The organism is Pseudomonas sp. TKO26 (genome assembly GCF_003225665.1).
Lineage (GTDB): Bacteria > Pseudomonadota > Gammaproteobacteria > Pseudomonadales > Pseudomonadaceae > Aquipseudomonas > Aquipseudomonas saponiphila.
The window spans coordinates 117,304-136,177 of sequence record NZ_QKLN01000003.1 but is presented as its reverse complement, the minus strand read 5'-3'; the positions used below and the strand labels follow the sequence as shown (position 1 = coordinate 136,177).

General features: G+C 64.2%; 16 protein-coding genes. 13 read left to right on the top strand and 3 right to left on the bottom strand.

Annotated elements, in window-relative coordinates; translation table 11 throughout:
* Nucleotides 1-39 precede the first annotated feature (39 nt).
* A complete protein-coding gene (locus tag DNK59_RS05910) occupies nucleotides 40-2,301 on the bottom strand; it encodes a TonB-dependent receptor (RefSeq protein ID WP_110722583.1) in 2,262 nt (753 codons plus the stop codon).
* A gap of 205 nt (nucleotides 2,302-2,506) precedes the next feature.
* Between DNK59_RS05910 and DNK59_RS05905 the strand changes: the two genes are divergently transcribed.
* Together DNK59_RS05905 and DNK59_RS05900 are read left to right on the top strand one after the other, a co-directional pair.
* Complete coding sequence (locus tag DNK59_RS05905; RefSeq protein ID WP_110722582.1) at nucleotides 2,507-3,553, top strand: LacI family DNA-binding transcriptional regulator; 1,047 nt, start codon at nucleotides 2,507-2,509, stop codon at nucleotides 3,551-3,553.
* A 195-nt stretch (nucleotides 3,554-3,748) separates the two neighbouring features.
* The gene (locus tag DNK59_RS05900) at nucleotides 3,749-4,006 is read left to right on the top strand and encodes a hypothetical protein (protein ID WP_092318592.1); all 258 of its coding nucleotides are present in this window, start codon (nucleotides 3,749-3,751) and stop codon (nucleotides 4,004-4,006) included.
* A gap of 9 nt (nucleotides 4,007-4,015) precedes the next feature.
* Here DNK59_RS05900 and betT read toward each other — a convergent pair whose 3' ends face one another.
* Both betT and epsC read right to left on the bottom strand, forming a co-directional pair.
* Entirely contained in the window at nucleotides 4,016-5,977 is a 1,962-nt protein-coding gene (betT, locus tag DNK59_RS05895) for a choline transporter BetT (RefSeq protein ID WP_177431209.1), read from the bottom strand.
* Between the two features lie 358 nt (nucleotides 5,978-6,335).
* Nucleotides 6,336-7,262 (bottom strand): serine O-acetyltransferase EpsC, encoded by a 927-nt coding sequence (gene epsC / locus DNK59_RS05890; protein WP_092318588.1) that lies wholly within the window; start codon nucleotides 7,260-7,262, stop codon nucleotides 6,336-6,338.
* Between the two features lie 189 nt (nucleotides 7,263-7,451).
* Between epsC and DNK59_RS05885 the strand changes: the two genes are divergently transcribed.
* The 11 genes from DNK59_RS05885 (at nucleotide 7,452) to DNK59_RS05830 (ending at nucleotide 18,772) form a co-directional block, all read left to right on the top strand.
* A complete protein-coding gene (locus DNK59_RS05885; protein ID WP_092318586.1) occupies nucleotides 7,452-8,447 on the top strand; it encodes a D-cysteine desulfhydrase in 996 nt (331 codons plus the stop codon).
* 302 nt (nucleotides 8,448-8,749) lie between these two features.
* Entirely contained in the window at nucleotides 8,750-9,547 is a 798-nt protein-coding gene (tcyJ, locus tag DNK59_RS05880) for a cystine ABC transporter substrate-binding protein (protein WP_110722580.1), read from the top strand.
* Entirely contained in the window at nucleotides 9,547-10,212 is a 666-nt protein-coding gene (gene tcyL, locus DNK59_RS05875; protein ID WP_110722579.1) for a cystine ABC transporter permease, read from the top strand. Before tcyJ ends, tcyL begins: the two co-directional genes overlap by 1 nt.
* Before the next feature lie 4 nt (nucleotides 10,213-10,216).
* On the top strand, nucleotides 10,217-10,978 hold the full coding sequence (tcyN, locus tag DNK59_RS05870) for an L-cystine ABC transporter ATP-binding protein TcyN (RefSeq protein ID WP_110722578.1): 762 nt from the start codon (nucleotides 10,217-10,219) through the stop codon (nucleotides 10,976-10,978).
* A 408-nt stretch (nucleotides 10,979-11,386) separates the two neighbouring features.
* Nucleotides 11,387-12,628 carry an SfnB family sulfur acquisition oxidoreductase gene (locus DNK59_RS05860; RefSeq protein ID WP_110722577.1) on the top strand — a complete coding sequence of 414 codons (1,242 nt, stop codon included), beginning with the start codon at nucleotides 11,387-11,389 and terminating at the stop codon, nucleotides 12,626-12,628.
* Nucleotides 12,629-12,667: 39 nt separating this feature from the next.
* The gene (locus tag DNK59_RS05855; RefSeq protein ID WP_110722576.1) at nucleotides 12,668-13,867 is read left to right on the top strand and encodes an SfnB family sulfur acquisition oxidoreductase; all 1,200 of its coding nucleotides are present in this window, start codon (nucleotides 12,668-12,670) and stop codon (nucleotides 13,865-13,867) included.
* Nucleotides 13,867-15,234, top strand: a complete 1,368-nt coding sequence (locus tag DNK59_RS05850) for an LLM class flavin-dependent oxidoreductase (protein WP_110722575.1) — start codon at nucleotides 13,867-13,869, stop codon at nucleotides 15,232-15,234. The genes DNK59_RS05855 and DNK59_RS05850 overlap by 1 nt, the downstream gene beginning before the upstream one ends.
* A 224-nt stretch (nucleotides 15,235-15,458) precedes the next feature.
* A complete protein-coding gene (locus DNK59_RS05845; RefSeq protein WP_110722574.1) occupies nucleotides 15,459-16,268 on the top strand; it encodes a MetQ/NlpA family ABC transporter substrate-binding protein in 810 nt (269 codons plus the stop codon).
* Nucleotide 16,269: 1 nt separating this feature from the next.
* Nucleotides 16,270-17,394 (top strand): methionine ABC transporter ATP-binding protein, encoded by a 1,125-nt coding sequence (locus DNK59_RS05840; protein WP_110722573.1) that lies wholly within the window; start codon nucleotides 16,270-16,272, stop codon nucleotides 17,392-17,394.
* Entirely contained in the window at nucleotides 17,384-18,028 is a 645-nt protein-coding gene (locus tag DNK59_RS05835; RefSeq protein ID WP_092318570.1) for a methionine ABC transporter permease, read from the top strand. Before DNK59_RS05840 ends, DNK59_RS05835 begins: the two co-directional genes overlap by 11 nt.
* A 117-nt stretch (nucleotides 18,029-18,145) precedes the next feature.
* Nucleotides 18,146-18,772 carry a bifunctional 2-polyprenyl-6-hydroxyphenol methylase/3-demethylubiquinol 3-O-methyltransferase UbiG gene (locus DNK59_RS05830; protein WP_110722572.1) on the top strand — a complete coding sequence of 209 codons (627 nt, stop codon included), beginning with the start codon at nucleotides 18,146-18,148 and terminating at the stop codon, nucleotides 18,770-18,772.
* Nucleotides 18,773-18,874 lie beyond the last annotated feature (102 nt).

Here is an 18,874-nt window from a genome sequence, read left to right as displayed (position 1 = left end):
CCCTTCGCCGGCAAGCCGGCTCCTACAGTCGGGCAGGCATCAGAAGTCCTTGCGCAGCTGCACGCCGAAATAACGTTCGTCATCCCGGGGCACCGCGCGGTAGATGTAGTTGCCGCCACTGGCCAATAGCGGCGAATAGGACTTGTCAGCCAGGTTCTTGCCCAGCAACGCCACGCGCCAGCCATCGTTGTAGTCGGCCAGGGCAATGCTGGCGTTCCAGATGCCGTAGGCGCCTTGCTTGGTGTCGAGGTTCTGGCTGATGTCGTACTGCACTTCGCTTTGCCAGCTGTAGTCAGTGCCCAGTTCGATATCCAGGCCGTTGTCCAGGGGAATGCTGTAGTCGGCCCGCACATAGCTTTTCCAATCCGGGCTGAAGGGCAACGGCTTGCCATTGACGTTGCAGGAGGCCGCCGCCCCCGCCGGGCAGGCGAATTCGTCGATCCGCGCCCGGGTGTAGGCCAGGGCTCCGGAGAGCTTCAGTTGCTGGGTGGCCTGCAAGGCGTAATCCAGCTCGACACCCTCGCTGCTGACGCTGCCGGCATTGATCAGGCGGGTCACCACCTGCCCGGCCACGGTGTCGAAGAAGTTGGCCTGGTAGTTGTCGTACTCGCTGTGGAACACCGCGAGGTTGGTGGTCAGACGATTGTTCCAGGTGCTGGCCTTGATCCCCGCCTCCCAGGTATTGGAGGTCTCGGGTTTCAGCGCGCCGGTGTCCCGCGGCTGCATGTTGAAGAACACGTTGTAGGCCGGGCCCTTGTAGCCGCGGGAATAGGTCAGGTAGCTGGTGACCGTGTCGCTGAGGTCGTATTGCAGGCCCAGGCGACCGGACCAGCCGTCCTCGTCCACCGAGCCGGAACTCTGGGTACCCGGCTGGATCCCGCTGACCGTGGTGGGTGAAGTCGACACCCGCCGGTGGTCGTATTTCAGGTCATCGTGGGTCCAGCGCAAACCGGCGATACCACGAAAGTCCCCAGTGAAGTTCAGAGTGCTCTCGCCAAACACGGCGTAACTGTCGTTGGTGGTGCTGTAGTCGGCGACGCCACGGTTGACGCTGGTGGTGGTGGTCAGGGTGCGCCGGTAGGTTTCCTGGTCCTTGCCGTGCATGTAGAACAGGCCGCCGACGTACTCCAGGAACTGCCCCTTGGGCGAGGCCAGGCGCAGCTCCTGCGAGTACTGGTTGTAGTCCAGGTCGCCCTTGTCGGCGGTCCCGGGAAACGCCGCGGTGACCGTGCCAAGACGGTCGCCATCCTGATACTGGGTGTTGTTCCAGCCACGCCAGGCGGTGATGGAGGTCAGGGTGTAATCGCCCAGGTTCCAGTCCAGCTGGCCGGACAGGCCCTTGTTGATGTCGTCCACGTGGGTGCGGGTATCGGTGTTGATGTCGCGGTTGTCGCTGCTGGCCCGGACCGGGTGCAGGGCATTGGCGAATGCCGGGGTCAGGGCCTTGCTCACCACGCCATTGGGTGCGTCGTCGTGGGCCTGCATGTAGTCCGCGGCCAGGGTGAACTTGAGATCCTCGCTGGGAGTGAACTCCAGCTTGCCGCGCACGCCCTTGCGGTTGTAGCCGTTGACCTCCTGGCCGTTGTGCAGGTTGTCCACATTGCCGTCGTAACTGCCGAACAAGGCGGTGACCGAACCCTTGAGGGTGTCGGGAATCAGGCTGCCGCCAATACCGAAACGGGTACGGCTTTCGTTGCCGCTGTAGTAGGACTGATCGATGTAACCGTGCGTCTCGGCGGAAGGCGCCTTGGTCACGATATTCAGCACCCCGGCCGAAGCGTTCTTGCCGAACAGGGTGCCCTGGGGACCGCGCAGCACCTCGATGCGCTCCAGGTCCAGCAGATCCAGGGTGGCCTGTCCGGGCCGCCCGTAGACCACGCCGTCGATCACGGTGGCCACCGTCGGTTCGACGCCCGGCGAGGTGGAAATAGTCCCCACGCCACGGATGAACAGCGAGGTGTCCTTGTTCGACGCCCCGGTACGGAAATTCAGCGACGGCACCTGCTGCACGATGCTCGCCACGCCGTTGCGGTTGTCCCGCTCCAACTGCTCGCCATCCACCACTGAAACCGCTACCGGCACCTTCTGCAGCGACTCTTCGCGGCGGGTGGCGGTGACGGTCACCGACTTCAGCGTCGGCTCCTGATCCTGCGCGCCTACTCCGCCGTCGACGGCGGCATGGGCCGCGGGCAACGGCAGGGCCGCCAGCCCCGCCAGCAACCAGCCCAGATGCGGCCGAGATGAAGTGGTGCCACGGATCGACCGCGCAAGTCTGTGCTGCTCCCCAAGAAAATTCTGCATGCTGCACCTGCTGGAAAATGCCCCGAACCGCTGCCGATCTGCGCCGGCAGTGCCTGAAATCTGTCTTGGACATTCGCTCGAGCGAGTAGCAGACATGACGCCTTGTTAGCGCTAACATCGCCAGTATCGACAGGCTCTGCATAGAGCGTCCAATACTGAAAAATTACTTTTATATGCCTTTTGGTTCAGTTCAAGGAATGCCCTCATGACCACTGACCCAGCGCCTGGCCGCAAACGCCGCGGCGCCGGCCGCGTGACCCTGAACACCGTGGCGCGCCAGGCCGGAGTCTCGGCGATCACCGTGTCGCGCTACTTCAACCAGCCCGAGAGCGTCTCTCCCGAACGTCGGGAACGCATCGCCGCCGTGGTGGCGGAACTCGGCTACGTGCCCAATCTGGTGGCCGGCGGCTTGGCCTCGGCCCGGGGCAGAATCGTCGCCATGGTCATTCCGAACATTTCCGGACCGATCTTCGCCCAGACCATCCAGGGCTTCAGCGACACCCTCAGCCGCCATGGCTATCAGTTGCTGCTGGCCTCCAGCTACTTCGACGAGAAACAGGAAGAGAGCGCGGTACGGGCCTTTCTCGGCTGGTCGCCGGCAGCCCTGGTGCTGACCAGCCACTTCCACAGCCCAGGCACGGAAAAGATGCTCGCCGAAACCGAGATCCCGCTGATCGAAACCTGGGACTACCAGCCACAGCGCCAGCCCATGCAGATCGGCTTTTCTCACTTTCAGGTGGGGGTCAGCGCGGTTCGCCACCTGCACGCCAAAGGCTACCGGCGCATTGCCTTCGTGCAGAACAGCGCCCCCGGCGACTACAGTGCCCTGGAGCGCCGCGACGGCTATCTCGCCACCCTGGAAGCGCTGGAGTTGCCCCCCAGGGTGTTTGCCCCGCAACCCGACCTGCCACCCTTCGAAGCAGGGAAACAGGCCATGCAGACCCTGATGAGCGCCTCAACGCGCCCCGACGCCATCATCTTCGCCAACGACAATCTGGCCGCCGGCGGCCTGCTGGCGGGGCAACGCGCCGGGCTGAAGATTCCCCAAGACTGTGCGGTGCTGGGCTTTGGCGACTACCCCTTTGCCCAGATGCTGCTGCCCAGCCTGAGCACCATCCAGCCACCGGCGCTGGAGATCGGCGTGCTGGCCGCGACCCGAGTCCTGGAAAGCCTCGGGGTGCTGCCAACCCGCGCGCCAGTGCAGCGCCTGAACCTGCTGCAATGCCAAGTGATAGAGCGCGAAAGCACCTAGCCTCAGGCCGGCAGTTCGCGCAGCGCCGAGCACAATGCCGGAACGCGAACTCCGACTTGTCGGCGAAGATTTGCTCAAGCCTTGCACCGACCGCAAGCGAGCCGGTTTGCCGCCTATGCTCCATGAACAGGCCGGCAAACACCCCGAGCCGGCTGGCGCGACATCGTCCGACCGCTCCTGCAGGAGACGCTTTCCATGCACACCACCATCATCATCACCTTCGGCCTGATTCTGCTGGCGCTGCTGCTGTTCATCGGCGAGCGGCTGGGCTTTTCCCGAGCGACATTGAGCTACGGATTTACCGGGTTGTGGCTGGCGTTGACGGTGATCAACGGCGCCGTGGGGATGGTCACCGCCCATCAGCCCCTGAGGTCGGAACTGATGGTCGGCAGCCTGGTGTTTGCCGTGCCGGTGCTGGCCCTGGTGCTCTACCTGCTGCTCACCAGGGCCTGAGCACCTGGCTCAGCGCACCAGATGCAGGAACTGCATGTGGCGTTCGTACTGGTCGAGGATGTCGTTGATGATCTGCTCCTTGCTGTAGCCCATCAGATCGTAATCCTGACTGCCCTCGGCCAGATGCACTTCGGCCCGGTAGTAGCGGCGGTTGCGCAGCTCCTTCGGGCCCATGCCGCCACGGGCGAAAGACGGAGTGAAGTAGCCGCGCATCTGCACCTGGTAGATGAACGGGTGCTGATCGCCATGGCCGATCTCCAGGCTGACGCTGTCATTGGCCGGGTCGGGTTGGGTCACCACGTTCAGGCCCTTCTCGGCGAACACCGCGGTCACTTCTTCGATGGCCGGGCGCACCGTCTGGTCGAGGAAGCGATACACCTCATCGCGGGACGGGAAATGCACCGCCTGGCTCAGGCGCTGGCGCCAGCCGCCCTTGCCGCGCCGCGAAGGCGCGACCGGCGCCAGGGAGTGCAGCTGGGCAATGCGCCGCTGCGATTCCAAGTAGAACGCCTTGTGCAGCCCCCACATCATCAGCAGCAGGATCAGCGAGAACGGCAGCGAGGTCAGCACCACCGCCGACTTCAGCGAGTCGATGCTGCCGGCGAACAACAGCGCGCTGGTGACCAGCGCGGTCATCGCGCCCCAGAACACCCGCAGCCATTTCGGCCCGTCTTCGTCGGCGTTGCCGCCCCTGGCCGACAGGGTCGAGAGCACCACGGTGCCGGAGTCCGCCGAAGTGACGAAGAACACGAAGCTGATGAACACCGTGACCGCGATCACGGTCTTGCTCCAGGGGTAGGTTTCCAGTAGCAGGTAAAGGGTCATCGATGGGTTGTCGATGGCCGAAAGGCCAAGGGCGCTCATGCCGTGGTTGAGCACCTGATCGATGGCACTGTTGCCGAAGATCGACATCCACGCCAGGGTGAAGCCCAGGGGAATCAGCAGCACGCCGAAGACGAACTCGCGGATGGTCCGGCCACGGGAAATCCGCGCGATGAACAACCCCACGAACGGCGACCAGGCAATCCACCAGGCCCAGTAGAACACGGTCCAGCCGCCCAGCCAGTCACTGGGCTTGTTGTAGGCGTAGACATCGAAACTCTTGGTCGGCAACGCCCCCAGATAGTCACCGAGGTTCTGGATCAGGGTGTTGAGCAAGTGCTGGGTCGGACCGGCGAACAGCACGAACAGCAGCAGCGCCACCGCCAGCAGCATGTTGATGTCGGACATCACCCGCACACCCTTATCGACTCCGGACACCGCGACAATGATCGCCGCGCCCATCATCAGGGTGATCAGGCCAACCTGGATCCACTGGGTATGGGCAATGCCGAACAGGTAATCGAGACCGGAGTTCAGGTGCAGCACGCCAAAGCCCATGTCGGCGCCCAGGCCGAACACCGTGGCGATGATGCCGAAGCCATCCACCGCGTAGCCGATGGGGCCGTTGATGCGCTTGCCGATCAGCGGATACAGCGCCGAACGCAGGGCCAGCGGCAGGTTATGCCGGTAGGCGAAATAGGCCAGGGCCATGCCGACGAAAGCGAACACCCCCCAGCCGTGCAGGCCCCAGTGCAGGAACAGCAACTGCATGCCCTGGCGCGCCGCCTCAGCGGTGCCGGCCTCGCCCTGAGGCGGTTGCAGCATATGGGTCAGGGGTTCGGAAACGCAGAAGAAGAACAGGGTAATACTGATCCCGGCGGCGAACAGCATGCCGGCCCAGGACAGGTAACTGAACTCGGGTTCGTCGTGGTCGGCACCGAGCTTGATCTTGCCGTAGCCGGACAAGGCGGTGACCACCACGAAGACCAGGTACAGGGTCATGGCCAGCATGTAGTACCAGCCGACCGTATTGGCCGCCCAGTTCTGCGCGGCCAGGAGCCAGGCGCCGGCCTGTTCCGGCATGGAAATCACCACCACGCCAAAGATCAGGATAAAGCTCGCGGCGAAGTAGAACACCGGGGGGTTCATGCGAATCAGAGTATTCGCGGAGCTGGATGGCGCACTCATGATCGGTGCACCTCGAAGGGATGAAACATGGCTGAAATGTACGGACTCAGCAAAGGCAAGCCTCCTGTTGTGAGCGGGCAGCGAACCGCCGGTTTAACTTGAACGAGCGTTCAAGTTAAACATGGATAGGCGTTTCAGGACTAATCGCAGGGCTCAGCGGTACCGTTCAGTACGCTAGCTCAAGGAAGGGTATGACGGATGTCGAACGGAATCGTTCAGCAGAACAAAACGTCCCCCCTCCGTAGGAGCCGGCTTGCCGGCGAAGAGGCCCACAAGATCTGCACCGCTCTCAGGGACGCCTTCGCTGGCAAGCCAGCTCCTACTTCTGCGAGCCGTCGTCGTGCTGCAGGTTGGCCTGGGTCAGGTTGCAACCGGCCGGCACGCTGCGGGTCAGCCAGACGTTGCCGCCAATGGTCGAGCCCTTGCCGATGGTGATGCGCCCGAGAATGGTCGCGCCGGCGTAGATCACCACGTCGTCCTCGACGATCGGGTGGCGCGGGTGACCCTTCTGCAACTGGCCGTCCTCGTCCGCCGGGAAGCGCTTGGCGCCCAGGGTCACCGCCTGGTAGATGCGCACCCGCTCGCCGATGATCGCGGTCTCGCCGATCACCACGCCGGTGCCATGGTCGATGAAGAAACTGCGGCCAATCTGCGCCCCCGGGTGAATGTCGATGCCAGTGGCCGAGTGGGCGATCTCCGAGCTGATCCGCGCCAGCAACGGCAGGCCAGCGCGGTACAGATGATGCGCCAGGCGGTGGTGAATCACCGCCAGGATGCCCGGGTAGCACAGCAGCACTTCATCCACGCTGCGGGCCGCCGGGTCACCGTGGTAGGCGGCCAGCACGTCGGTGTCGAGCAACACCCGCAGGCCCGGCAGGGCCAGAGCGAAATCCTGGATCAGGCGAATCGCCTTGGCATCGACCTCGGCATCCGCCTCGCCGTTCTGCCGGGCCACATAACGCAGCTCCAGGCGCGCCTGGGCCAGCAACGAGTTGAGGGCGGCGTCCAGGGTGTGGCCGACGTAGAAGTCTTCACTCTCTTCACGCAGGTCCACCGGCCCCAGGCGCATGGGAAACAGGGCACCACACAGGGCCTCAAGGATCTCCGCCATGGCTGCTCGCGAGGGCAATTCACGGCCGCCCTGCTCGCCGCTGACCCGACCGTTGCGGGTACGCCACTGGTCACGGGCATCGCGCAGTTGGCCAACGATGGTCTGCAATTGCCAATGGCTGGAACGCTCGCTCACGATAAGACTCCTTACTCGGGCGGCCGGACAATCGGGCCGCGTAAACGGCGATCACTTTACGCCCCGCCAGGGCGGGGTTTAAGAACTAATTGTTCGGTTCACAACACTTTTTCGCATAAGCGATTGGCGGTTGCCCGGGCAAATATCGCTGCCTATAGTCCTTGCACCTTTCCTGTTCCGTGCGAACTCATGATCAAACAACAGCTTGCCCGCTTTCACCGTCTCGACCTGCTCGGGTCTACCACCGCCCTGGAAAAACTCGAACGCCTGTCGTCCTGGATCGGCCGCGATATCTACGTCAAGCGCGACGACACCACGCCCCTGGCCATGGGCGGCAACAAGCTGCGCAAACTCGAATACCTGGCCGCCGACGCCCTGGCCCAGGGCGCCGATACCCTGATCACCGCTGGCGCGATCCAGTCCAACCACGTGCGCCAGACCGCGGCCCTGGCCGCCAAGCTCGGCCTGGGTTGCGTGGCCCTGCTGGAAAACCCCATCGGCACCGAAGACCCCAGCTACCTGGGCAACGGCAACCGCCTGCTGCTGGAGTTGTTCGACGCCAAGGTCGAGCTGGTGGAGAACCTCGACCAGGCCGACGAACAGTTGCAGGCACTGGCCGCGCGCCTGCGCAGCAACGGCAAGAAACCCTACCTGGTGCCCATCGGCGGCTCCAATGCCTTGGGGGCCCTGGGTTACGTAAGGGCTGGCCTGGAGCTGGCCCAGCAGATCGAAGACAGCGGCCTGGAATTCGCGGCGGTGGTCCTGGCCTCCGGCAGCGCCGGCACCCACAGTGGCCTGGCCCTGGCCTTGAGCGAAGTGCTGCCGCAGTTGCCGGTGATCGGCGTGACCGTCTCGCGCAGCGACGAAAATCAGCGGCCCAAGGTCCAGGGCCTGGCCGAACGCACCGCCGAGCTGCTGGGGGTCACCCTGCCGGATAGCTTCAACGTGCAACTGTGGGACGAATACTTCGCTCCCCGTTACGGCGAACCCAATGCCGGCACGCTGGCCGCGGTCAAATTGCTGGCCAGCCAGGAAGGCCTGTTGCTGGACCCGGTCTACACCGGCAAGGCCATGGCCGGCCTGCTGGATGGCGTTGGCCGCCAGCGTTTCAACGATGGCCCGATCATCTTCCTGCACACCGGTGGCGCCCCGGCGCTGTTCGCCTACCCCGGCGCCTTCGCCTGAACCGCAGAAGCCGGCTTGCCGACGAAGAGGCCCGCTGGCCTTGTATTGCCCTCACGGACGCCTTCGCTGACAAGCCAGCTACCACACAGGGGATTGACCAAGGAAAACCAAACAAAAACGAATAATAAAGTGAATTTATATTATTTTTAATCCTATCAACGTCGCCTTATAGTCGCGCCGCAGGCTGATTTGGCAAAAGACGCATACGCTGCATTAAGGCAGGATAAGGCGTCACTCCCGGCTCACCGATTGGCCTGCATCTCCCACCCGCATCGTGCATAAGAACATCACAGGGGCTTGTCATGAATTTTTCCGTACTGCGTCGCAATCTGCTGATTGGCACACTGGGCCTGGCCCTCGGTGCCGGACTGATGGGACAAGCGGTTGCCGGCGAGCAACTGCAGAAGATCAAGGATGCAGGCGTGATCAACGTCGGCCTGGAAGGCACCTACCCACCCTTCAGCTATGTCGATGAAAACGGCAAGCTGGCCGGCTTCGAAGTGGAATTCTCCGAAGCCCTGGCGAACAAGCTCGGGGTCAAGGTCAAGCTGCAGCCGACCAAGTGGGACGGCATTCTCGCGGCCCTGGAATCCAAGCGCCTGGACGCGGTGATCAACCAGGTGACCATCTCTGAAGAGCGCAAGAAAAAGTACGATTTCTCCACCCCCTACACCGTCTCCGGGATCCAGGCCCTGACCCAGAAAAAGGACGAAGGCAAGTTCAAGACGGCCGCCGACCTGGGTGGCCACAAGGTCGGCGTGGGCCTGGGCACCAACTACGAGCAATGGCTCAAGGACAATGTGCCGAACGCCATCATCAAGACCTACGACGATGATCCGACCAAATACCAAGACCTGCGCGTAGGCCGTATCGACGCCATTCTGGTGGACCGCCTGGCGGCCTTCGAACTGATCAAGAAAACCAAGGACACCCTGGTGGTTTCCGGCGAACCCTTCTCCCGCCAGGAAGCCGGTGTTGCCCTGCGCAAGGGCGAACCTGAACTGCTGGCCGCGGTGAACAAGGCGATCGAAGAGCTGCGGGCCGATGGCACGCTGAAAAAACTCTCGGAGAAATACTTCAACGCTGACGTCACCCAATAATGGAAGCAGGTCTGCAACTGGCGCTGGATTCAGCGCCATTTCTCCTCAAGGGTGCGTATTACACGGTGATCCTCAGCCTCGGCGGCATGTTCTTCGGACTGCTGCTGGGCTTTGGCCTGGCCTTGATGCGCCTGTCGCGCCTCAAGCTGGTGAGCTGGATTGCCCGGGTCTACGTGTCGTTCTTTCGCGGTACACCGCTCTTGGTGCAACTGTTCGTGATCTATTACGGCCTGCCGCAACTGGGGCTGGAACTGGACCCATTGCCCGCCGCGCTGATCGGCTTCTCGCTGAACATGGCGGCCTACGCCTGTGAAATCCTTCGGGCCGCCATCGGTTCCATCGAACGCGGTCAATGGGAAGCGGCCGCCAGCATCGGCATGACCCGGGCCCAGACCCTGCGCCGGGCGATCCTCCCGCAAGCCATGCGCACGGCCCTGCCGCCGCTGGGCAACAGCTTCATTTCCCTGGTCAAGGACACCGCCCTGGCAGCCACCATCCAGGTACCGGAACTGTTCCGCCAGGCGCAGCTGATTACTGCCCGTACCTTCGAAATATTCACCATGTATCTTGCCGCCGCGCTGATCTACTGGATTCTCGCCAGCGTGCTCGCGCACCTGCAGAACCGTCTGGAACAGCGGGTCAATCGGCACGACCAGGAGTCTTGAAACCATGATCGTGGTGGAAAAACTGACCAAGCAGTTCAAGGGCCAGACGGTGCTCAATGGCATCGACCTGCAGGTCAAGGAAGGCGAGGTGGTCGCCATCATCGGCCCCAGCGGTTCGGGCAAGACCACCTTCCTGCGCTGCCTGAACTTTCTTGAAGAACCGACCAGCGGACGCATCCGCATCGGCGACATCGCCATCGACAGCAACATCCCCCTGAGCCAGCAGCAGGGGCGGATACGCCAATTGCGCCAGCACGTGGGTTTCGTGTTCCAGAACTTCAACCTGTTCCCCCACCGCACCGCCCTGGAAAACGTCATCGAGGGCCCGCTGGTGGTGAAGAAAACCCCACGGGAGCAAGCCCTGGCCCTGGGCCGCAAGCTATTGGCCAAGGTTGGCCTGGCGGGCAAGGAAGACAGCTACCCCAGGCGCCTGTCCGGTGGTCAGCAACAGCGGGTGGCGATTGCCCGAGCCCTGGCCATGGAACCCGGAGTGATCCTGTTCGACGAGCCGACCTCGGCCCTGGACCCGGAATTGGTGGGCGAAGTCCTGGCCACCATCCGTAGCCTGGCCGAAGAGAAACGCACCATGGTCATCGTCACCCACGAAATGGGCTTTGCCCGGGACGTGGCCAACCGGGTGATCTTCTTCGACAAGGGGGTGATCGTCGAACAGGGCGAAGCCAAGGCGCTGTTCGCCAACCCCCAGCACGAACGCACCCGACAGTTTCTCAGCAAGTTCCTCAACCCCGGCCAGTCCCCCGCCTGACGTCCCCCCTCACCACACCCACCGTAGGAGCCGGCTTGCCGGCGAAAGGGCCCTCAAGCCTTGCACCGCCCTCGCGGGCGTCTTCGCTGGCAAGCCAGCTCCTACGTGCAGATACAGGTGGTTTTGGGGGGCATTCGTCGCCAGAACCACGGCCGTAGAAGCACTCTAAGGCCTTGATCCATAACGCCTGCGGGCTCCGATTCAACCCTTCTATTCATATTCCTAAAAGTTAGTTTATTTAATTTTTATACGCGCATAGGGTATATGCACCGGACCACCGGACATTCTTGATTCTGATTTCGCCGCACAACGCGGCCTATCCAAAAGATGTGAGGTAGGTATGGTCCGGAACACAATCACCCCAGTGCAGATCGCCAGGGCATTGCGTGCAGCCAAGGAGTGGCGCTGATGTCCAGTCTGATCGAAGCCCAGGTCCAGAGTGACCTGGATATTGCTCCCCTTTTGCTGCCCGCTCGGGTACTGCGCAACGACGCCGAAGCCCTTCAGGCTGCCCATGAACTGGCCGACGCAGCCCGTCAGCAAGCCGCCCAACGCGACCGTCAGCGCAAGCTGCCCTGGGCGCAGGTCGAACAATTCACCCGCAGCGGCCTGGGCAGCATTTCCGTGCCCCGCGCCTACGGCGGGCCACAGGTGTCCTTCGTCACCCTGGCCGAAGTCTTCGCCATCATTTCCGCGGCCGACCCGGCCCTGGGGCAGATCCCGCAGAACCAGTTCGGCCTCCTCGGCCTGATTCTCGGCTGCGGCACCGAGCGGCAGAAGAAACAGCTGCTGCAAAGCGTCCTGGAAGGCTGGCGCATCGGCAATGCCGGCCCGGAACGCGGCACCAAGAATACCCTGGAACTCAAGGCGCGAATCACCAAAGATGCCGACGGCTATCTGCTCAACGGCCAGAAGTTCTACTCCACCGGCGCGCTGTTCGCCCACTGGGTAGCGGTCAAGGCGCTGAACGAAGAAGGCCGCCAGGTACTGGCCTTCGTCCGTCGCGGCACACCAGGCCTGCGCATCGTCGACGACTGGTCGGGCTTCGGTCAGCGCACCACCGCCAGCGGCACCATCCTGCTCAACGATGTGCGGGTCGAGTCCGAGCTGGTGCTGGACAACTGGCGGATCAACGAATCGCCGAATATCCAGGGCGCGGTGTCGCAACTGATCCAGGCCGCCATCGATGCCGGCATCGCCCGGGAAGCCGTGGCCGACGCCATCGCCTTTGTCCGTGAACGCTCCCGCCCGTGGATCGACGCCAACGTCGAGCGCGCCAGCGACGACCTGTACGTGATCGCCGACATCGGCAAGTTGCAGATCGAACTGCACGCCGCCGAGGCCCTGCTGCGCAAGGCCGGGCAGGTGCTGGACCAGGTCAGCGCGGCGCCGATCACCGCCGAGTCCGCGGCCCGTGCCTCGATCGCCGTGGCCGAGGCCAAGGTGCTGACCACCGAGATCTCGCTGCTGGCCAGCGAAAAGCTCTTCGAGCTTGCCGGCAGCCGCGCCACCCTCGCCGAATTCAACCTCGATCGTCACTGGCGCAACGCCCGGGTGCACACCCTGCACGACCCGGTGCGCTGGAAGTACCACGCCGTCGGCGCCTACCACCTGAACGGCACGCTGCCGGCCCGGCACTCCTGGATTTAACCGCCCAGAACGCTTTTGACCAGATCTCTGGAGAAACACATGTCTCTTTCCCAACACGTCGCGGTCATCACCAGCGATGAGCAAGCCCTGATTGTCGCCAGCGACCTGGCGGAAGATTTCAAACGCGACAGCGCCCTGCGCGACCGCGAACGGCGCCTGCCGCACCCGGAACTGGAAGCCTTCACCCGCTCCGGCCTGTGGGGCATCAGCGTGCCCAAGGAATACGGCGGCGCCGGGGTGTCCAACGTCACCCTGGCCAAGGTCATCGCCCTGATCGCCGAGGCCGACGCCTCCCTGGGGCAGATCCCGCAGAACCATTTCTACGCCCTGGAAGTGCTGCGGGTGAACGGCAGCGAAGCGCAGAAACAACGGCTGTACGCCGAAGTCCTGGCCGGCCGCCGCTTCGGCAACGCCCTGGCCGAACTGGGCACCAAGACCGCCCACGACCGCACCACCCGCCTGAGCCGCGACAGCAGCGGCCAGGGTTACCGCATCGACGGGCGCAAGTTCTACGCCACCGGCGCCATCTACGCCCAGCGCATCCCCACCTCGGTGGTGGATGAACACGGCGTGCAGCAACTGGCCTTCGTCCCCGCCGACGCCCCGGGCCTGAACGTGATCGACGACTGGAGCGGCTTCGGCCAGCGCACCACCGGCAGCGGCTCGGTGCTGTTCGACAACGTCGCGGTGGACGAGGCCGATGTGGTGCCGTTCCAGAGCGCCTTCGAACGCCCGACCCCGGTCGGCCCCCTGGCGCAGATCCTCCACGCCGCCATCGACACCGGCATTGCTCGCGCCGCCTATGAGGACGCCCTGCGCTTCGTGCGCACCAAGACCCGGCCGTGGATCGACTCCGGCACCGACAAGGCCACCGAAGACCCGCTGACCATCAAGAGCTTCGGCCACCTGAGCATCCGCCTGCACGCCACCGAGGCCCTGCTGGAACGCGCCGGGGAATTCCTCGACAAGGCCCAGGCCGAGACCAACGCCGACACCGTGGCCGCCGCGTCCATCGCCGTGGCCGAGGTCCGCGCCATGAGCACGGAAATATCCCTGGCCGCCGGCAGCACCCTGTTCGAACTGGCGGGCAGCCAGGCGACCCTGGCCGAGCACGGCCTGGACCGCCACTGGCGCAACGCCCGGGTACACACCCTGCACGATCCGGTGCGCTGGAAGTACCACGCGGTGGGCAACTACTACCTCAACCAGCAGAACCCGCCACTGCGGGGGACCATCTGATGGCCGCGCCAGAAACCGCCAAGAAGAAGATCCTGCTCAACGCCTTCAACATGAACTGCGTCGGGCACATCAACCACGGCCTGTGGACTCATCCGCGGGACAACTCGACCCAGTACAAGACCCTGGAATACTGGACCGAACTGGCCCAACTGCTGGAGCGCGGGCTGTTCGACGGGCTGTTCATCGCCGACATCGTCGGGGTCTACGACGTCTACCAGCACTCGGTGGACATGCCCCTCAAGGAGTCGATCCAACTGCCGGTCAACGACCCGCTGCTGCTGGTCTCGGCCATGGCCGCAGTCACCAGGAACCTGGGCTTCGGCCTCACCGCCAACCTCACCTACGAGGCGCCCTACCTGTTCGCCCGGCGCCTTTCCACCCTCGACCACCTGAGCCGTGGCCGGGTCGGCTGGAACATCGTCACCGGCTACCTGGACAGCGCCGCCCAGGCCATGGGGCTCAAGGAGCAGATCGAACACGACCGCCGCTACGACCAGGCCGACGAGTACCTGGAGGTGCTGTACAAACTCTGGGAAGGCAGCTGGGAAGACGACGCGGTCCTCAATGACCGCGAGCAGCGCGTCTATGCCCAGCCGGACAAGGTGCACAAGGTCGAGCACCAGGGCGAGTTCTACCAGGTCAGCGGCTATCACCTGTGCGAGCCGTCGCCGCAGCGCACCCCGGTGCTGTTCCAGGCCGGCAGCTCGGATCGCGGCCTGCTGTTCGCCGGGCGCCACGCCGAGTGCGTGTTCATCAGCGGGCAGAACAAGGCCGCGACCAAGGCCCAGGTGGACAAGGTCCGTGCCAGCGCCGTGGCCGCCGGACGCAACCCAGAGGACATCAAGGTGTTCATGGGCCTCAACGTGATCGTTGGCGAGACTGAGGAGCTGGCCTGGCAGAAGCATGCCGAGTACCGCAGCCATGCCAGCGCCGAAGCCGGCGTGGCGCATTTCTCCGCGTCCACCGCGATCGACTTTTCCCAGTACGAGATCGACGAACCCATCCAGTACGTGAAAAGCAACGCCATCCAGTCGGCCACCAAGAACCTGCAGAACAACGACTGGACCCGGCGCAAGCTGCTGGAGCAGCACGCCCTGGGCGGCCGCTACTTCACCGTGGTCGGCTCGCCGCAACAGGTGGCCGACGAGCTGGAATCCTGGATCGCCGAGACCGGTCTGGACGGCTTCAACCTGACCCGCATCGTCACCCCGGAAAGCTATGTCGACTTCATCGACCTGGTGATCCCCGAACTGCAGCGTCGCGGCTCCTACAAGACCGCCTACGACGACGGCACCCTGCGGGAAAAACTGTTCCACGAAGGCCGCAAACTGCCGGAGCGACACACCGGCGCGGCCTACCGCCGCTGAGACGAGGTAGCAGGAACTCTAGTGGCGAGGGAGCTTGCTCCCGCTGGCTTGCCAGGCAAGCCCAAACCCAGACGGAGCGGTACGCCTGCAACACCGCAGCGCCTGGGTCCGGGGCCGCCATGCGGCCCAGCGGGAGCAACCCCCCTCGCCACAGACAGCGGTCTTCGCCACACCCAAAGGCAATTGTTCAACCTCATCATTCGGATTGACTGGAAGTAACCATCATGAAAACCACGCTCCTGCGCCACCCGGTCAAAGCCCTGGCCCTCGCCCTCGGCCTGTTCAGCGGCGCCCTGTTCGCCGCCGACGCGCCGCTCAAGGTCGGCACCACCGCCGCCTTCGCCATTCCCCTGGAGGCCGCCGTGGAAGAGGCCGGCAAGCAGGGCCTGAAAGTCGAGCTGGTGGAATTCACCGACTGGATCGCGCCCAACGTCAGCCTGGCCGCCGGCGATATCGACGTGAACTACTTCCAGCACATTCCGTTCCTGGAAAACGCCAAGGCCGCCGCCGGTTTCGACCTGGTGCCCTTCGCCCCGGGGATCATCAACAACGTCGGCCTGTACTCGAAAAAATACAAAAGCTTCGACGAACTGCCACAAGGCGCCAGCGTGGCCATCGCCAATGACCCGATCAACAGCGGACGCGGCCTGCAACTGCTGGCCAAGGCCGGGCTGATCACCCTCAAGCCGGGAGTCGGCTACAAGGCCACCGAAGAAGACATCGTCAGCAACCCGAAGAAGCTCAAGATCCTCCAGGTCGAAGCCGTGCAGCTGGTACGCGCCTATGACGACGCCGATCTGGTCCAGGGCTACCCGGCCTACATCCGCCTGGCCAAGACCTTCGACGCCGGCTCGGCGCTGCTGTTCGACGGCCTGGACCACAAGGAATACGTGATCCAGTTCGTGATCCAGCCCAAGAGCAAGAACGACCCGCGGCTGATCAAGTTCGTCGATATCTACCAGCATTCGCCCGCCGTTCGCGCGGCCCTGGACAAAGCCCACGGCAAGCTCTACCAAGCCGGCTGGGAAGGTTGACATGAGTGCCGCGACGCTACAGCGCAAGCTGTCGGAACCTGCGCCCCAGCGTGCCGAGCAGACCGAGCTGCACCCCGAACTGAACCGCGCCCAGGTGCGCTTCATCGGCCTGGGCAAGACCTACCAGGGCCAGCAGGGTCCGGTGCAGGCCCTGCACGGCATCGATCTTTCGATCCAGCGCGGCGAAGTGTTCGGCATCATCGGCCGCAGCGGCGCCGGCAAGTCGTCACTGATCCGCACCATCAACCGCCTGGAACAGCCCAGCAGCGGCCGGGTGCTGATCGATCAAGTGGACATCGGCGACTTCGACGAAGACCGCCTGGTGGCCCTGCGCCGGCGCATCGGCATGATCTTCCAGCACTTCAACCTGATGTCGGCCAAGACCGTATGGCACAACGTCGAGCTGCCGCTGAAGGTGGCCGGGGTGCCCAAGGCCGAGCGCCAGCGCAAGGTCCGCGAGCTGCTGGAACTGGTGGGCCTCAAGGACAAGCACCAGGCCTACCCGGCGCAACTGTCCGGCGGCCAGAAGCAGCGGGTGGGCATCGCCCGGGCCCTGGTCCACGATCCCGAGATCCTGCTGTGCGACGAAGCCACCTCGGCCCTGGACCCGGAAACCACCCAGTCGATCCTCGGCCTGCTCAAGGAGATCAATCAGCGCCTGGGCCTGACCATCATCCTGATCACCCACGAGATGGCGGTGATCCGCGAGATCTGCGACCGCGTGGTGGTGCTGGAACACGGGCGCATCGTCGAACAGGGGCCGGTCTGGGAAGTCTTCGGCAACCCCCAGCACGAGGTCAGCAAGACCCTGCTGGCGCCCTTGCAACATGGCCTGCCGCCAGAGCTGCAAAACCGCCTGCGCAGTCACCCCGAATCGTCCGCGGCGGCCGTGGTGCTGAGCCTGCGCTTCACCGGCAGCAGCCATGATGAACCGGACCTGGCGGCGCTGTTCAGCGCCCTCGGGGGCCGCGTGCGCCTGCTGCAAGGTGGCGTGGAACGCATTCAGGGCCACGCCCTGGGGCAACTGCTGCTGGCGGTCCAGGGATCGCCCCTGGACGCCGAAGCACTGCGCCAGCGCGCGGAGCAATGGGCACAGCAAGTGGAGGTACTGGGCTATGTGGTTTGATCGCTTGTTGCAGGGCATTCTCGACACCCTGCTGATGGTCGGCGTGTCCTCGCTGATCGCCCTGCTGGCGGGGATTCCCCTGGCGGTGATCCTGGTCACCAGCGGCAAGGGCGGAATCTATGAGGCGCCGAACCTGAACCGGGTACTGGGGGCCTTCGTGAACCTGTTCCGCTCGATCCCGTTCCTGATCCTGATGGTGGCGCTGATCCCCTTTACCCGGCTGATCGTCGGCACCACCTACGGCGTGTGGGCCGCGGTGGTGCCACTGACCATCGCCGCCACGCCGTTCTTCGCGCGGATTGCCGAAGTCAGCCTGCGGGAAGTCGATCACGGCCTGATCGAAGCGGCCCAGGCCATGGGCTGCCGCCGCTGGCACATCGTCTGGCATGTGCTGCTGCCGGAAGCGCTGCCGGGCATCGTCGGCGGCTTCACCATCACCCTGGTGACCATGATCAACTCCTCGGCCATGGCCGGCGCGATTGGCGCGGGAGGCCTGGGAGACATTGCCTACCGCTACGGTTACCAGCGTTTCGACAGCCAGATCATGCTCACGGTGATCGTGCTGCTGGTGATCCTGGTGGCGGCGATCCAGCTGGGCGGCGACCGCCTGGCGCGGGTGCTGAACAAGCGTTGAGGGACGGGGGTGTCCGTTCGGATGCCCTGTGTAGGAGCGAGCTTGCTCGCGATAGGGCCCTCAAGGCCGCCATTGGCGTTATATTGGCCACCCTGCCCTCGACCTCCGCAGCCCGCCATGAAACTCGCCCCCGACGATCTCGACAGCATCACCGCCACAACCCTCGGCCACTACCAGCAAGTGGCCGAAGACTTTCGCCAAGGCACCCGCGACCACGACGTCAGCCAGAACATCGACGCGCTGCTGCGGCATATCCGAGGCCCGGCGCCGTTCCGCGTGCTGGATTTTGGCTGCGGCCCGGGGCGCGATCTACAGACCTTCACCCGCCTCGGCCATATCGCCATCGGCCTCGACGGCTGCGAACGCTTCGCCCAGATGGCCCGGGACGACAGCGGCTGCGAGGTGTGGCAACAGGATTTTCTCAAGCTCGATCTACCGGCGAGCCACTTCGACGGCATCTTCGCCAACGCGGTGCTGTTTCACATTCCCCGCCAGGAACTGCCACGGGTGCTCAAGCAACTGCACGCCAGCCTCAAGGACGGCGGCGTACTGTTCAGCTCCAACCCACGCGGCGACAACCAGGAAGGTTGGAACGGCCCGCGCTACGGCGCCTACCACGACCTCGCGGCCTGGCAGGCACTGCTGGCCGAAGCAGGCTTTGTCGAACTGGAGCATTACTACCGCCCCGCCGGCCTGCCCCGTGAACAGCAACCCTGGCTGGCCAGCGTCTGGCGCAAGGCCTGACCCCCCCCCCGCCACACCGCCAACCCGGTAGGAGCCGGCTTGCCGGCGAAGGCGATTGCGGGTCAGGTGCACGGCTCACGGGCCTCTTCGCTGGCAAGCCAG